Annotated in this window: 12 protein-coding genes; 3 read left to right on the top strand and 9 right to left on the bottom strand. The window is 47.9% G+C overall.

Annotated elements, in window-relative coordinates; translation table 11 throughout:
• Position 1 precedes the first annotated feature (1 nt).
• From OX890_RS06420 to OX890_RS06410, 3 genes are all read right to left on the bottom strand, one after another.
• Entirely contained in the window at positions 2 to 784 is a 783-nt protein-coding gene (locus tag OX890_RS06420) for a phosphoadenylyl-sulfate reductase (RefSeq protein WP_259483530.1), read from the bottom strand.
• Positions 777 to 2474, bottom strand: a complete 1698-nt coding sequence (gene cysI / locus OX890_RS06415; RefSeq protein ID WP_259578367.1) for an assimilatory sulfite reductase (NADPH) hemoprotein subunit — start codon at positions 2472 to 2474, stop codon at positions 777 to 779. Before cysI ends, OX890_RS06420 begins: the two co-directional genes overlap by 8 nt.
• Positions 2475 to 2573: 99 nt before the next feature.
• Positions 2574 to 4373, bottom strand: a complete 1800-nt coding sequence (locus OX890_RS06410; protein WP_268650279.1) for an assimilatory sulfite reductase (NADPH) flavoprotein subunit — start codon at positions 4371 to 4373, stop codon at positions 2574 to 2576.
• A 419-nt stretch (positions 4374 to 4792) separates the two neighbouring features.
• Here OX890_RS06410 and OX890_RS06405 point away from each other — a divergent pair, with 419 nt between their 5' ends.
• Complete coding sequence (locus tag OX890_RS06405; protein WP_006082895.1) at positions 4793 to 6319, top strand: Re/Si-specific NAD(P)(+) transhydrogenase subunit alpha; 1527 nt, start codon at positions 4793 to 4795, stop codon at positions 6317 to 6319.
• A gap of 11 nt (positions 6320 to 6330) precedes the next feature.
• Complete coding sequence (pntB, locus tag OX890_RS06400) at positions 6331 to 7815, top strand: Re/Si-specific NAD(P)(+) transhydrogenase subunit beta (protein WP_006082896.1); 1485 nt, start codon at positions 6331 to 6333, stop codon at positions 7813 to 7815.
• Between the two features lie 156 nt (positions 7816 to 7971).
• Here pntB and OX890_RS06395 read toward each other — a convergent pair whose 3' ends face one another.
• The 5 genes from OX890_RS06395 to hldE all read right to left on the bottom strand — a co-directional run bounded on the left by OX890_RS06395 (position 7972) and on the right by hldE (position 12826).
• On the bottom strand, positions 7972 to 9054 hold the full coding sequence (locus OX890_RS06395; protein ID WP_268650278.1) for a rhomboid family intramembrane serine protease: 1083 nt from the start codon (positions 9052 to 9054) through the stop codon (positions 7972 to 7974).
• 145 nt (positions 9055 to 9199) lie between these two features.
• Positions 9200 to 9784 (bottom strand): hypothetical protein, encoded by a 585-nt coding sequence (locus OX890_RS06390; protein WP_126491250.1) that lies wholly within the window; start codon positions 9782 to 9784, stop codon positions 9200 to 9202.
• A 156-nt stretch (positions 9785 to 9940) separates the two neighbouring features.
• A complete protein-coding gene (locus tag OX890_RS06385) occupies positions 9941 to 10420 on the bottom strand; it encodes a TetR family transcriptional regulator (RefSeq protein ID WP_006082899.1) in 480 nt (159 codons plus the stop codon).
• Between the two features lie 151 nt (positions 10421 to 10571).
• Entirely contained in the window at positions 10572 to 11399 is an 828-nt protein-coding gene (locus OX890_RS06380) for a hypothetical protein (RefSeq protein ID WP_268650277.1), read from the bottom strand.
• A complete protein-coding gene (gene hldE, locus OX890_RS06375; protein ID WP_259576503.1) occupies positions 11396 to 12826 on the bottom strand; it encodes a bifunctional D-glycero-beta-D-manno-heptose-7-phosphate kinase/D-glycero-beta-D-manno-heptose 1-phosphate adenylyltransferase HldE in 1431 nt (476 codons plus the stop codon). Before hldE ends, OX890_RS06380 begins: the two co-directional genes overlap by 4 nt.
• A 103-nt stretch (positions 12827 to 12929) precedes the next feature.
• On the opposite strand from hldE, the gene OX890_RS06370 reads away from it, so the two are divergent.
• Positions 12930 to 13856 carry an LpxL/LpxP family Kdo(2)-lipid IV(A) lauroyl/palmitoleoyl acyltransferase gene (locus tag OX890_RS06370; RefSeq protein WP_006085939.1) on the top strand — a complete coding sequence of 309 codons (927 nt, stop codon included), beginning with the start codon at positions 12930 to 12932 and terminating at the stop codon, positions 13854 to 13856.
• A 141-nt stretch (positions 13857 to 13997) separates the two neighbouring features.
• Here the strand turns inward: OX890_RS06370 and OX890_RS06365 are convergent, their stop codons facing one another.
• Complete coding sequence (locus tag OX890_RS06365) at positions 13998 to 15728, bottom strand: potassium/proton antiporter (RefSeq protein ID WP_268650276.1); 1731 nt, start codon at positions 15726 to 15728, stop codon at positions 13998 to 14000.
• Between the last annotated feature and the right edge of the window lie 463 nt (positions 15729 to 16191).

The following is a 16191-nucleotide window of genomic DNA, read 5'->3' as shown; positions in this document are numbered from 1 at the left end:
ACTAGATATCGTAATGCAGACCACACTCACGTTTCAGCCCATTAAAGCGCGTTTCTTCCTCTGTCATGCCTAATTCAAGTGGTTTACTCGAATGGGTATCACCAACAGAAACATAGCCTTGGTCCCAAAGTGGGTGGTACGGCAAGTCAAACTCAGTCAAATATAGGTGCACATCTTTATTCGACCACTCGATAATCGGCAGTAACTTAAAGCGAGTGCCATGAATCGCCAGTATCGGCAGCGCCTCACGGGTGCTGGCTTGGCTACGTCTCAGCCCTGCAAACCAAGTACCAACGTCAAGCTCGGCTAAGGCGCGTTGCATAGGCTCAACTTTGTTTAAACGGTTGTATTGCTCTAACCCGTCTATGCCTTGCTCCCACAACTTACCAAAGCGTGCCTCTTGCCATGCGGCTGTCATCGGCGCTTGATATACTTTTACATTCAGTGATAAACGCTGTGTCAGCTCATCGATAAACTGATAGGTTTCAGGGAACAAATACCCTGTATCCGTGAGGATAACCGGAATATTCGCCTGTGCCTGGCTCACCATATGCAGCATCACTGCGGCTTGAATACCAAAACTTGACGACAGCGCATGATTACCGGGCAAATAAGTTAAGCCCCATAACACTCGCTCTTGTGCGCTCAATCCGGCTAAGAACTGATTTATGCGCTCAAGCTCTATCGTTTGCTCGGCCTTAGGCGCACTCAATAGCGCCGTTAACTCGGCCGTGCTGACCACAGTCGGCACTGTATCACTGGTTTTTTGTTGATGATCAACCATGAAAATCCTTAGCGGCATCAATCACCGCCTTCACAACGCCCACGCGGACGGTGAAGTTACCAAAGGTTTCGCCTGCATCACGCTCGACGGCGTAGCGGCCAAACAGGGCATCCAATTCGGCGAGAATTTCCGCCTCTTGGATATTTTCTCTGTGCATCTTGTTCAGACGAGTCCCTTCAAAGCTTGCGCCTAAGTACAAGTTGTAACGACCTGGTGCTTTACCCACAAGGCCAATTTCAGCGGCAAATGGACGTGCGCAACCGTTTGGACAACCTGTCATCCGCACTACAATCGCTTGCTCGCTGATGCCATGTTTTGCCTGCAGCGCATCGATATGATCGATAAACTCAGGGAAGTAACGCTCAGCTTCCGCCATTGCTAATGGACACGTCGGCAAGGCCACACAGGCAATCGAATGACCGCGGGTTTGCGTCAACACTTGGCCCAGTAGTCCGTGTTTGCGGGCTAAGCCTTCAATCGTGGCTTTATCTTCTGCCGCGACACCTGCAATGATCATGTTTTGATTCGAGGTCATGCGGAAATCGCCTTTGTGGATCTTAGCTATTTCACGCAGTCCCGTTTGCAGGGTTTGGCCCGGTAAATCTTTAATGCGGCCGCTTTCGATAAATAAGGTTAAATGCCATTTACCGTCAACACCTTCAACCCAACCATAACGATCGCCGCGATCGCCAATCACTACATCACGCTTAGGCTCAAACTTCACCCCAGCGCGCAGTTCGACTTCGGCTTTAAATTTCTCATAGCCATGGTCGACGATAGTGTATTTAAGGCGTGAGCGTTTACGGTTAACACGATTACCCCAGTCGCGTTGCACTGTCATGACAGCTTCGGCAAACTTCATCACGTCTGCAGTTTTGATAAAACCAAAGTCGTCAGCCAGACGTGGGAAGGTTTCCACTTCGCCATGGGTCGAGCCCATGCCGCCGCCCGCGGTTAAGTTAAAGCCAACCAGCTCGCCGTTTTCGGCAACGGCGATAAAGCCTAAATCATTAGTGTAAACGTCAACATCGTTATCGGGAGGAACCGCAACCGCCATTTTGAACTTACGTGGCAGATAAGTTTTGCCATATACAGGTTCAACGGTTTCATCTTCGGTTGAGAGTAACTTTTCTTCGTCTAACCAAATTTCGGCATAAGCACGCGTGTGTGGCAGCAGATGATCAGACAGTTGTTTCGCCACCGCATAGGCCTGCTCATGCAGTTTCGATTCCACCGGATTAGGATTACACATCACGTTACGATTAACGTCACCACAAGCGGCAATCGAATCCAGCGCTTCACGATCTAAGTCTTGAATAATGGTCTTCAAGTTACGCTTAGGAATACCGTGGTATTGGAAGGTTTGACGGGTCGTCAAACGAATGCTGTTTGAGCTGGTTAAGGTAGACGCAATTTTGTCTACGCCTAACCATTGCTGCGGCGAACAGATACCACCAGGCACACGAGCACGCAACATAAAGCTATATAAAGGCTCAAGTTTTTGCTCTTTACGCTCGTTACGTAAATCGCGATCATCTTGCTGATAGAAGCCGTGGAATTTGATCAACTGCTGATCGCCGTCACTGAAACTGCCGGTTACCGCAGAATCTAAGCCTTCTTTAATCGTACCGCGCAGGTAATCACTGTCGGTCTTTAGGTATTCGTTTAACGCTAACTTTTGCTCACTCATGGCAACTGCCTCTTCAAATTCGGTTCGCTAACTGCACAAGTCATCACGTGTGCAGCTTTGGCTATTCTTATGCGTTTCTTATATGCGCAACGGTTGAGATTAATACACGTCTTTTTGGTAACGTTTATCGCTGCGCAGTGTTTCAAAGTAGGCTTCGGCAGCTTCGGTATCCAAACCACCGACTTCGACTGCCACCTCTATCAAGGCTTGGTGAACATCTTTTGCCATACGTTCAGCATCACCACAAATGTACAGATGCGCGCCGTTTTGCAACCATTGCCACAGGGCTTGGCCTTGTTCTTTAATACGGTGCTGCACATAAACTTTATGGGCTTGATCGCGTGAGAACGCCACGTCGATACGGCTTAAATCACCATTTTTCAAATACTGTTGCCACTCAGTTTGATACAAGAAATCCTGCTCAAAGTGTGGATTGCCGAAGAATAACCAGCTATCACCTTGAATACCTTGGGCCACGCGCTCCTGCATAAAGGCACGGAACGGCGCAACACCTGTGCCTGGGCCAACCATAATAACTGGTGTGTCTGGATTCTCGGGTAAACGGAAATGCTTATTCGACTCAACATAAACCTTAACCTGAGTGCCTTCCTGCGCAGAGGCTAAGAAGTGTGACGCGCCGCCAAAACGGGCCGCGCCGTGACGCTCATCTTCCACTAACGCCACGGTTAAATGGACTTCGGTTTCCACTTCACTTTGGCTTGAGGCGATAGAGTAAAGTCTTGGGGTTAATGGGCGCAGTAACTCAAGCAATCTTGCCGCGCTTAACGTGACAGCGCTATTTGTTAACGGATACTGGGCGACTAAATCCGCAAATTGATGCTTAAGAATAAAATGACGAACTTGTTCTTTATTCTCAGTCAATGCTAGCAGTTCAGCGCTGCCGCTCAGTTCGGCCCACGCTTTGACTAATCCAGGATACAACTGAGTCAGCTCTTTCTTCTCAAGCAAAGCTTGCTTAAGGGTCAAGGATTCTGTGCCTAAGGTCACTAACTCATCGGCGGCCAACGACAGACCCACGAGGACTTCATCGACTAACACTTCATTATTGCTAAACCACACACCGAGGGCATCGCCCGCTTGATAGCTTAAGCCTGAATCGCCAAGGTCAATTTCAACATGGCGCACATCTCGGTCTGAACCGCGGCCGGTAATTTTTTGGCTCGCTAGCACTTCAGCGCTATAGGGGTTTTGCTTAGTAAACTCGCTTTCGCCAATCGTTTTAGCGGTACCGATAGATACCACACTGGCGGACGAGGTTTCGATAAGCGGCTTAACGGCCTCTAACACATCGGCGTGCCACTGACCAGCGGCGGCTTCATAGTCCACATCACATTCAACCAAAGGTAACAATGACTTAGCACCCAGTAGCGCTAGACGAGTACTAAAGTCTTTACCGGTTTGGCAGAAGAATTCATAGCTTGAATCCCCCAGCGCAAGCACTGAGTAATGTAGATTGTCTAACTTAGGCGCACGTTTCGATGCTAAAAACTTATGTAATTCAATCGCGTCATCCGGCGCTTCACCTTCACCATGGGTGCTGACCACCAGCAAGAGCACAGTTTCTTGTTTCAGTTGGCGAACATTGTATTCGCCCATTGAAGCCAGATTGACCGCATAACCTTGCGCCTGTGCTTTATCGGCGAGCGCTTTGGCGACACCACGGCCATTACCCGTTTGGCTGCCATAAAGAATCGTCACTGTTTGAGCGGTTTGCGCCTGCGCGGCGGGAGCTAGTTGGCCAGCATTGGCGGTGGCAGCAAGATAGCCACTCACCCAAGCCAGTTGCACAGCACTTAACTCAGAAGTGAGTTGTTTTAGCTTCTCGACTTGTCCTTGAGACAATGGCGAAGCCAGCGATGAAAGTTCTTTTAACAACATGAGACGGCCCTATGACAGTGTAATGTCCACAAGCTTATCGCGGTTTAAGAAAAGCAAAAAAGAATAAAATCGGATTTTTAATTCCATTTTGGAATATACAAAGTGCAAAATTTAAGCTACAAAAGTGTGCACTGGTTAAAAGTTTTTGATCCGACCAGTGCAGAAACGGCCTGCTTGAGAAATATGCACTTGTGCCAAGCTAAAGTATTGCCACAATGGTCATGAGCCTGTCGAACAGAAATTTCTGTTGCCCACAGAATAGTTTGTTTTTAAAACAAAAAGTGTCCATCCTAGATTGAATGCCCGAACTGACTCGAATCACCAGCCGAGTAATCGCTGGCGATGACAGATTTTGCAGTTGAGTACGATGAAGGAAGCACAGCAGGCGGAACGATTATATAAACCATCAGGGAGTAGTCATGCAGATTGGAATACCGAGAGAAAGTCTCGCCGGTGAAACTAGGGTCGCCGCGACTCCAGCCACCGTCGAGCAGCTTAAAAAACTCGGCTTTGAAGTTGTTATTGAGGCCAATGCGGGTCAACTGTCAAGTTTCGATGATGCAGCCTTTGAAGCTGCAGGCGCGAAAGTGACAACTGACGTTTGGCAAGCCGATCTGATTTTTAAGGTCAATGCGCCAAGCGACGCCGAAATAGAACAAATCAAAGACGGAGCAACTGTCGTCAGCTTTATTTGGCCCGCACAAAACCCTGAGCTGGTTGAGAAGTTATCTAAACGCAAGATCAACGTGATGGCGATGGACATGGTGCCACGCATCTCCCGTGCCCAGTCACTCGATGCCCTTTCCTCTATGGCCAACATTGGCGGTTATCGTGCCGTTGTTGAAGCCGCGCATCAATTTGGCCGTTTCTTTACCGGTCAAATTACCGCTGCCGGTAAAGTGCCTCCCGCTAAAGTGCTAGTGATTGGTGCCGGTGTGGCAGGTCTTGCTGCCATTGGTACTGCGGGTTCGCTTGGCGCCATAGTGCGCGCCTTCGATACTCGCTTAGAAGTGGCGGAGCAAATCGAATCTATGGGCGGCCAGTTCCTTAAACTTGATTTTGGTAACGAAGAAGGTGGCTCATCCGATGGTTATGCTAAAACCATGTCGGATGAATTTATTGCCGCCGAAATGGCGCTGTTTGCTGAGCAAGCCAAAGAAGTCGATATCATCATCACTACGGCGCTGATCCCTGGTCGTCCTGCGCCTAAGCTCATCACCAAAGCTATGGTCGATAGCATGAAGAGCGGCTCAGTGATCGTCGATTTAGCCGCTGCAACTGGCGGTAACTGCGAATACACGCAATCGGGCGAGCTGTTTGTCACTCCGAACGGTGTAAAAGTGATTGGTTATACCGATCTACCCGGTCGTCTGCCCGCGCAATCGTCACAGCTTTACGGCACTAACTTAGTCAACCTGATGAAGTTAATGTGCAAAGAGAAAGACGGCACTGCCAGCATCAACTTCGATGATGTGGTCATGCGCAACATGACTGTGATTAAAGAAGGTGAAGTGACCTTCCCGCCACCACCGATTTCGGTTTCTGCGGCGCCGGCAAAACCTGCCGCGAAAATCGCGCCTAAAGACACCACCCCGAAAGCGCCATCTAAGCTCAAATACGTGCTCGCCGCCTTAGGCGTTGCTGGATTTGCAGCCGTGGCATCGGTTGCACCGCCAGAGTTCCTGTCCCATTTCACGGTATTCTTGCTGTCCTGCGTCGTCGGTTATTATGTTGTGTGGAACGTATCCCACTCACTGCATACGCCTTTGATGTCAGTCACTAACGCGATTTCGGGCATTATCGTGGTCGGCGCCCTACTGCAAATCGGTCAGGGTTCAACTTTGGTCACTGTACTGGCGTTTATCGCCGTGCTGATCGCCAGTATTAACATCTTCGGTGGCTTTACCGTCACTCAGCGCATGCTGAAGATGTTCCGTAAGGATTAAGGGGGTTTAACGTGTCTCAAGGACTGGTAACAGCAGCTTACATTATTGCCGCCATTCTCTTCATCTTCAGTCTCGCGGGACTGTCTAAGCAAGAGACGGCAAAACACGGCAATTTATTCGGTATCTTAGGTATGGCAATTGCCCTACTGGCTACCATTTTCAACCCTGATACTAACGGTATTGCGTGGATCTTAATCGCCATGGTGATTGGCGGCGCGATTGGTATCCGTTTAGCATTAAAAGTCGAAATGACTGAAATGCCTGAACTGGTTGCCATATTGCACAGCTTCGTCGGTATGGCCGCGGTATTGGTTGGCTTTAACAGCTTTATCGACTTACACCCACAGGAAGTATCGCAAGTCGTCGTAGCTGTCGGTGGCGATATTAATATGACCCTCGCCGCAGTGCACGATGCCCTCAATGAAGCGGCCAAAGCCGCCAGCAAAGAACATCTCACTGGCGCCATGCTTAACATTCACTTGGTCGAAGTTTTCCTCGGGATCTTCATCGGTGCGGTCACCTTCACAGGTTCTATCGTGGCCTTTTGTAAGTTACGCGGCGTGATTTCATCTAAACCTTTGATGCTGCCACATCGCCACAAGTTGAACCTAGTGGCTGTGCTCGTGTCTTTCGCCCTGTTGGTGTACTTCGTCCAAACTGGCGGCACTATGCCAGCACTGCTATTGATGACCTTGATTGCCTTCGCCTTTGGCTGGCATTTAGTGGCATCGATTGGCGGCGCAGATATGCCAGTGGTGGTGTCTATGCTGAACTCCTACTCAGGTTGGGCAGCAGCGGCAGCGGGCTTTATGTTGTCGAACGACCTCTTGATTGTCGTTGGCGCATTAGTGGGTTCATCGGGTGCAATTCTGTCTTACATCATGTGTAAGGCGATGAATCGTTCGTTTATTTCAGTTATCGCTGGTGGCTTTGGCACAGATGGCGTGGCCTCGACTGCCGATGAAGAAATGGGCGAATACCGTGAAACCAACGCCGAAGATGTGGCGGATATGCTTAAAAATGCCACCTCTGTCATCATCACCCCAGGTTACGGTATGGCGGTAGCACAGGCGCAATATCCTGTGGCTGAAATCACCAAAAGACTGCGTGATCTTGGTGTGAAAGTCCGCTTCGGCATTCACCCAGTTGCAGGCCGTTTACCCGGTCATATGAACGTACTGCTGGCGGAAGCGAAAGTCCCCTACGATATCGTGCTTGAAATGGACGAAATCAACGACGACTTTAACGACACTGACGTAGTACTCGTAATTGGTGCGAACGACACGGTTAACCCTGCGGCAATGGAAGATCCAGGTAGCCCAATCGCAGGCATGCCAGTGCTCGAAGTGTGGAAAGCGCAAAACGTTATCGGCTTTAAACGCTCGATGAACACAGGTTATGCCGGCGTGCAAAACCCACTGTTCTTCAAAGATAATACCCAAATGCTATTTGGGGATGCGAAGGCCAGTGTCGAAGCGATTTTAAAAGCGCTTTGAGTCTGATGTAACCTTTACAGAGTGGCAATCGTTTAGGCGAAACACACTGTTTCAATGATAAAAAGGGAGCCGCTGGCTCCCTTCTTATATCGTATCTCGCGCTAACTGCCGAATTGATAAAGCCACTCAAGCACTAAGCGTAAGAAATGCTAACGTTTAGCGCGCTATCTTAACCTCAGGTTCGTTGAGCATGGCAATCAGTGGATTAGCTTGCATCACTTTGTCTTTTAGGAAAATACCCATCAACAGACCCGCGACAAAACCACCGATATGTGCCCAGTAAGCAACGCCTTCACCAGCCATAATTAAACCAATAATATTAAAGACTAACCAGATGCTGAAGAATGCCATAGGCGAAAGCTTCTTCTGATAAATGATAAACATGAAAGTCAGACTCGCATGTCTAAACCACATTAAATACATGCCAAATAACCCAGCAATGGCACCACTTGCACCAACCATATAAATATTCGAGCCAGGATCGGCAGCAATTTGAGTTGCAGCGGCGGCAAAACCACACACCAAATACAACACAAAAAAGCGGGCGCGGCCAAGCGCATCTTCGAGGTTATCGCCAACTACATATAAAAAGTACATATTACCGGCAAGATGCATTAAATCACCGTGTAAAAACATATGGCTAAATAGAGTCCAAACATTGCTACCGTGCATTACGTCGTCAGCCCGTAGTGCAAAACGAGCAAACACGTTATCAGTCATATCCAGATCGAATCCATAGCCAACAAAAACCAAAATATTGAGCGCCAGTAACAAGTAGGTCACTACAGGCGGCTTTTTCGGCTTGAGGTTAAACTCAACTGGCATCTGGGATAAGAATTGGAATATCCAAGTCTTAGTGCTTATTTTTGCGTCCAGTTCAGCGAGCAGGTTTTTAACAAGTGGAGATTTCACCACTTTGTCGCTTTCATCCCTGTCTATCCATATGCCGCTGCAGCTATGGCAAACATCGACTTCTATTTGGTAACCATCCATCAAGTGGTAGCGCTCAAGCGACACCTCACAATGGCCACATTGGCGCTTAGCCTGACCTAAATGTGCACCGAGTGTTTCTTCAACACGCACTTTGTCATCGCCATTGTCAGCCTTCGACAACGCTTTGTTGAGTTCACCGTTATCAAACCACAATCCTCCACAGGCCTCGCAAGTATCCACTTTTTCACCGTGAAACTCATATTCACGCATTTTATGGTTATGACAACCAGGACATTTGAAACTCATAATCTTCCCTTTCTTTGAGCTTTGAGCTGACTTTTTTAAATATAACAGTTCGACTTAATCACCAAAAAAGCCAGCAGTTTACACACCACTTTTCATGCTTGTGACGCGAATCAGACCCAGCGTTTTGGCAATGGCTTCCCTAGAATTAATCGAGCGAAATATCGTTTGCTCTTAATTCAGCGGCTAAAGACTCATAGTTTGCTTTTAATGCGGGCAAAGTGGATTTGGTCAGTTCTTCTGTTAACTCAACGAGTTGGGTGGCCCCAAAACGTGGGCCGTAGAATTTACTTTCTATCTTTTCAACCACATTTGCCGATGTGAGGTAGAAACGACGTGCATCACTCAGTATTTTGCTTGGAGTTTCTAAAGTATTGGCTGAATAACGCATATTTTCCCATACAAAGGTCGCCATATTGGGATGCACTGACTTTATGTCATAGGGTGCCTCAGTCCGAATCTTCTCTGCATACGCGTTTAGCACTTCAACGTTGTCACTCAACTCATCATAGAGCGCATGACGCAGATGATAGTTGTTTTGCATATTACTTAAGTTATCGAACTTAATCGCCTGCGATAAACCTTCTTGCGCGGCTAAATACACCCCGACAACCGTCGCAATGATCATAAAGACCTGACTCACCCAAAAACTGGTTTTGATGAGCTCTGTATTATCGAGCTTGATGTTACGTTTGGGAGCCTCGGCGACATTAGAGCTGGGTGTCATGTCCATATGTTTATCCTGTCAAATCAAGAGTAAAAGGCGGTATAACGCAATAAAGGGCATATCTTACACGACTAAAGAATGAGTTTCCTCAGTAAAAATCACGATTTTTACCTATAAAAAAGGAGCCATCAGGCTCCATTTTTATATTAATTGGTCAGTTTATTATGCTGCTTTTGCCACATCGAAATTGGACAACAACATCACAGCAGTACGGCCTAATAAGTGGTTGATCGTGCGATCGCCCGCTAAACCTAACTCAGCAATCGCTTGCTGACGTGCTGTGCTCACCGCTCTAAAGAGGGTAATTTCATTGTTGGCACCACCACAAAGACTAAAGAACAGTCTCAATACTGCGCGGTAATGTTCTTCCTGCATTGCCTGCATCCACGATGTTTCTAATGCCTCTTGGCTAGAAAAATCCAGAGCCGCAACAAATAGATTGCCGATACGGCTATCTAAACGAACGAGAAAATCGCTCTTGCGTGGAAAATGGTGACTAATACCTGTGCGGCTAATACCCGTTGCTTCAGATAACGTGGTATAAGACATAGTCTCAAAGCCGATAGTCAAAATTTGTCTTAACGCTTCATCCATAATCTGATTTATGGTTTGCTCAGTTTGTACTCGCGAGCGCTTAGCCATAGTAAAGTCTCCCCTCTTTTTTTTAGGGGGAAAGCTTACCAAAGCCGCTCAGGGATTACTGCTGTTCACTCGGCTGCAACCAGCGTATTTCGCTTTTGTTCAGCTAGGGTTCAGTTTAAAACAGGCTTAAACGCCGATTCTGTTAACACCTTCATAACATTGAATTTTGTACCAACCAGTTATGCGCTTTTTCCTCACCCATGAGTAAAACGAAGGTGGGTTGTAGATAGTGTCCAAGATCGGCTTTTCGCCAAAATAGATATTCAGGAAGGGGTTGCAACACACTCGCGCCAAAAGTCCGTTGCATTAAGCTCGAATACTCGCCTAATAACCTCGGCTCTAATTGCTCAGCGTTAGGATAAAAATCCGCCAGAAAATCCCGATAATCGGCGAATCTCGCCACTTGAGCCACCTCGTAGTGACGCAACACTTGTATCAACATTGGCGAGCTCCAATGCGACAAGTATTGCGGACTTGTTAACGCGTCAAGATTGCGTCTATGGTATTGCTGCCATGCCAAGGCAAAATCACCTCGCTCCCGCGCGATACGCCAAACCAGATAGATATCGGCTAGCCATTCATGCTGATATGCGCTCAATTGAGTCGGTAACACTGTGCCTTGTAGGGCGAGGTTCTCCAAATGACCAAGCTCATGCCATAGGGTTAATTGCGGCTGTTCGAGCAAAGGTAATTGATAAGTCACGAGATCGACACTGGCTAACTGCACTTGCGGCGTCTGCAACTCATTGACTAAGACTAGGCCCGCAATCTTATTGTCATCGACGGGCATGACCATGGCACTTCTGCGGCCTAAATCGCGCTTAAATTGATCTAACGTAGCGGGCAGCTGCGCCAACACTTGCTTAGGCAATAATGCCAAGCAAGTGTCCAGCTCTGGTAAAGGGCAAATCAAAGCCTGCTTATCGGCAATGGGCGTCCAAGACAAGCTAGATGCGAATACCAGAGCAACTAAGCTCACTGATTCGCCATGATATTTTGAATAATCGCCGTGGTTGAAATACCATCCTCAAAGCCCAGTACTTGCACTTGACCACCAGCGGCAATCACTTCAGCACCGCCTGCGATATCTTCAAGCTTATAGTCGCCGCCTTTAACCAGTAGATTTGGCAGCAGTCGAGTGATAATGCGCTGCGGCGTATCCTCACTAAAAGGCACCACCCAATCGACAGAGGCTAAGCCTGCGAGCACGGCCATACGGCGATCAACCTGATTGACCGGACGACCATCACCCTTAAGGCGTTTAACCGAGGCATCATCGTTTACTGCAACAATCAAACGATCGCCTAAGGCTTTGGCTTGTTTGAGGTAACTCACGTGGCCCGCATGCAAAATATCAAAGCAACCATTGGTCATCACCACACGCTCACCGCGCAGTTTGGCCTGCTCTAGGGCATAGGCGAGTTGATCTTCACTCACCACACCAAAACCCGATTCTCCATGATGCAAAGCCAAAGCTTCAATAAGCTCAATGCGGCTCACGGTAGAAGTGCCAAGTTTACCGACCACCACGCCAGCGGCGGTGTTCGCAATTGCGCAAGCCTGCGGTAAATCGGCGCCCGCGGCTAATGAGGTTGCTAAGGCAGAAATCACAGTATCGCCAGCACCCGTCACGTCATAGACTTCACGGGCAACGGTAGGAATATGCAGCTCGGGCGCATTGGTGGTCACTAAGGTCATGCCCTTTTCTGAGCGGGTGACTAAGATGGCATCAAAATTATGTTGCTTGAGTAAGCCACGGGCTTTTTCCAGCAGATCCGCTTCTGAGGTCACAGTGCCAACAACGGCTTCAAACTCGCTCATATTCGGGGTGATCAACGACGCGCCCTGATAACGGCCAAAGTCACTGCCCTTAGGATCGACTAACACCATCACACCTTTTGCGCGGGCAAGCGCAATGAAATCTCGCGGCTGATCGATAGCGCCCTTCGCATAGTCAGACAACACCACCACATCGACGGAATCGAGTAAAGCCTCAGATTGATTGAGCAAACGCACACTATCGGCCTTGTCAAAAGCTTCTTCGAAATCGAGGCGGATCAACTGCTGGTTACGTGATAACACCCGTAACTTAGTGATGGTTGGCTTGTCTGCAATGGTTAACCATTGTGGTTCAACCCCTAAGGTTTGCACGCCAAGCGTTAAGGCATGGGCGGTATCGTCTTGACCGACGAGCCCAGCAAGTTGGACTTGACCACCTAAGGTCGCGATATTGAGCGCCACGTTGGCCGCGCCGCCGGGTCTGTCTTCGACTTGATTAATCTTCACCACAGGTACGGGAGCTTCGGGGGAGATACGTCCCGTTGGGCCAACCCAATAGCGGTCTAACATCACATCGCCGACGACTAACACTCTGGCTTTTTCAAATGCTGGCAGAGAAACCTTCATAGTGCTCTTATCTTTATGCAGAAATTAAACCGTGATTGTACCTAATTTTCAGTAAAAATTGAGTTAGAATAAGCAGTAATTTTCAAAAGTAGTGAGTATTTTTGTGGTCGAGAAAGCCGAGTTTTCATCTTCTTTATATCATCCTAAGCATTGGCCCATGTGGTTTGGCGTATTTTTAATGCGCTTAACTCAGCTTCTACCGCTCTCTTGGCAGATGAAACTGGGTAAAGGTTTAGGTCGCTTAGTGATGAAATTTGCTGGCAGTCGTACTCATACGGCGCGCCGTAACTTGAGCCTCTGTTTCCCTGAAATGTCAGAAGCACAGCGAGAAGCACTACTCACGCGTAACTTTGAAGAAACGGGCAAAGCCATTTTCGATACCATCAATGCATGGTGGTGGTCCGATGAAAAAGTGCAGCAGCACATGAGCATCACAGGCAAAGAACACGTGCAAGACACCCTCGATGCTGGCCACGGCGTTATCCTGTTTGCAGTGCATTGTTTACCGCTGGAAATGGGCGCACGTATCTTCGGCCAATTCCAACCCGGCGTGGGGGTTTATCGCCCACACAACAATCCTGTGATGGAATACCTCCAAGTTAAAGGCCGTTTACGCTCGAATAAAGGTCTCGTTTCTAAACGCGACTTGCGCCAAATGGTGCGCTGCCTACGTAATCCCGATGTGATTTGGTACACGGCCGATCAAGACTTTGGCCGATCAAGCGCGGTATTTATCCCGTTTTATGCCATGCCAGATGCGGCAACGATTACGGGGGCCACCACGTTAGCCAAACTCGGCAAAGCCAAAGTATTACCCTTTTTTGTGGAACGTACCGAAGGTGATGAGGGCTATCGGATTGAAGTGATGCCACCGCTGGATAATTTCCCCGGCGAAGATGAATTAGCCGATGCGATTCGTGGTAACAAGATTATCGAATCCATAATAGATAAAAACCGCGCCCAATATATGTGGTTGCATCGCCGCTTTAAAACCCGTCCAGATCCAACGGACAAATCCTTATATCAGTAACTCATTCCGTTTTTGAATACAAAAATGCCAGCAAGTAAGCTGGCATTTTTTATGGCGACTTTCGATTACAATTGTCGATGACAACTTTCAACTTCAACTCTATGACAGCTCTCTATGGCAAGAAGCATCTAGCGCATGGGATTACAGCGAATGCTCGGTCGGTAAACGAATACCGACGTTAGTGACTTTACCTTCATACAGCCCCGCCACCACCCAATGCAACGACTGCCATTGGAACTGATCGCCCAGCACAGGATTAGCGCCAAGCTGTGACACCACCAGATCGGCGACTGTCATATCATCGGCGAGATTATCTAAACTCAAGCCATAAATTGGTGCGAGATCTGCAAGCTTAACGTCTGTTTCAATAAAGAAATCACCGAAGAAACGTTGTACTTCTTTATTTTCTGGCGCTTGGCTAAAGAGGTTACTCAAGGCTTCTAAACTTTTCTCCTGACCCAGCACACAGAGTATATCTCCCGCTTCGAGGCGAGTACTGCCCGACGGATGCAGTAAAGTGTCATTCCTAAATACCGCCGCAATCCGTGTTCCATCAGGCATAGCTAAGCGTTTTAGCGGCTCACCAATGCACCACTTACTTTCACTCAAACGATAGACAAACACTTCCCATTCGCTGCTCGGGTAAATTTCAATTCCCGAACGCGAAACGGGCAACGGCTTTGGGGGCAGTTCCACCTTAGCTAAACGCGCCGCAGTGGTCAAAGACGCACCTTGAACCAGTAACGATACTAATACGACGAAGAAGGCTAAGTTGAAGTACAACTGAGCGCCCGGTAAGCCCGCCATCATAGGGAACACCGCCAAGATGATAGGCACTGCGCCGCGTAGTCCTACCCACGAAATAAACCAGCGGTCGCGACTGCTGAAGCTCTTAAAGGGCAATAGGCTGATCCACACAGCGACAGGACGAGCGAATAGAATCATCCCAAATGCCAGTGCAAAACCTGGGATCAGGATATCGACTAAATCTGAAGGGGTAAGCAATAACCCTAATACCAAGAACATACCGATTTGGCTGACCCAAGTCATGCCATCCAGTACGTTTAAAATCGCATGGCGACCACGGGTCGGCTTATTGCCGAGGAAAAGCCCGACTAAGTAAATCGATAAAATGCCACTGCCGCCGAGTTTGTTAGACGCAGCATAAATAATCAGACCACCGCTTAAGACTAAAATAGAGTACAGGCCGTCGGCTAATTTGCTCAAATTAACCAGCTTCCACAGCATCCAGCCGCCGCCTAAACCTAAGCAAATACCCAGACCAAATTGCTTAATAAAGCTGATAAACATAAAGCTGAAGGACATCTCAGTGTCCACATTGGCGAGAATCGCAATCAGCGTCACGGTTAAAAACACCGCCATAGGGTCGTTACTACCGGACTCGATTTCTAAGGTTGCCCCAACCCGCTCGTTGAGACTGCGCCCTTTCAATAAGGAGAATACTGCGGCGGCATCGGTCGAGCCCACAATCGCGCCCACCAGCAAACCTTGCAACCAATGCAAGTCAAACAGCCATGCGGCCATCATGCCAGTGATACTGGTTGTGATAGCGACGCCAAAGGTCGCTAGCGATAAAGCAGGCCACAGCGCCACCCTAAAACTGGCGACACGGGTACGCATTCCACCATCGAGTAAGATGATCGCTAACGCTAAGTTACTGACTAAATAAGCGGTGGAATAATCATCAAACAATATTCCGCCAGGGCCATCTTCACCGGCCAAAATACCCACGGCGAGGAAGATCAAAAGAATAGGGATACCCAAACGGGAAGACATGGGACTGAGTAAAACACTCACTGCAGTTAGCAAGGCGCCAATCAGAAAAAAACTATTGATGGAATTTGCATCCACAAACGCCTCCTTATACAGGTTGTTTAGTTAAACGATAGACAAATCACCGAGGTTAAAAATGACTCAACTTACAATTTTATGATTTTATATTAGCACAAAAATAGCGAATTATTGGAGCGTTAAATATTAAATTTCAATCATCTACATAGAAAACGCCATAAATGTAACTTTTCATTAACCTTGAGATAAAGGCTAACGTAAAACCTAAAGAACCGCAGAACATTTTCACACGACTTATAAAAATTAAAATAAATAAATATCAGACAGTTAAAAATAACAAACTAAACGTAAACTTAAATCATTCAAGCAAAATTAAGCTCATAAACCTGTATAAACTAGGGTTATCATAGTGAATTCAGTACCAGACAAAACAATGTCGACTGAAACGGCGAATATTCGAACATCACCCTCAAGCCAATTGTTTTCACTCCATTTATCCGACAATCGGCTCAGCTAGGCGGAC

It is taken from the genome of Shewanella sp. DAU305, assembly GCF_026802235.1.
Classification (GTDB): Bacteria; Pseudomonadota; Gammaproteobacteria; order Enterobacterales; family Shewanellaceae; genus Shewanella; species Shewanella baltica.
This window is presented reverse-complemented; position numbering and strand designations above follow the sequence as displayed.

Bases quoted from the DNA above. Each gene is read 5' to 3' on its own strand.
- OX890_RS06420 (WP_259483530.1), bottom strand. From the start codon at position 784: ATGGTTGATCATCAACAAAAAACCAGTGATACAGTGCCGACTGTGGTC.
- cysI (WP_259578367.1), bottom strand. From the start codon at position 2,474: ATGAGTGAGCAAAAGTTAGCGTTAAACGAATACCTAAAGACCGACAGT.
- OX890_RS06410 (WP_268650279.1), bottom strand. From the start codon at position 4,373: ATGTTGTTAAAAGAACTTTCATCGCTGGCTTCGCCATTGTCTCAAGGA.
- OX890_RS06405 (WP_006082895.1), top strand. From the start codon at position 4,793: ATGCAGATTGGAATACCGAGAGAAAGTCTCGCCGGTGAAACTAGGGTC.
- OX890_RS06395 (WP_268650278.1), bottom strand. From the start codon at position 9,054: ATGAGTTTCAAATGTCCTGGTTGTCATAACCATAAAATGCGTGAATAT.
- OX890_RS06390 (WP_126491250.1), bottom strand. From the start codon at position 9,784: ATGGACATGACACCCAGCTCTAATGTCGCCGAGGCTCCCAAACGTAAC.
- OX890_RS06385 (WP_006082899.1), bottom strand. From the start codon at position 10,420: ATGGCTAAGCGCTCGCGAGTACAAACTGAGCAAACCATAAATCAGATT.
- hldE (WP_259576503.1), bottom strand. From the start codon at position 12,826: ATGAAGGTTTCTCTGCCAGCATTTGAAAAAGCCAGAGTGTTAGTCGTC.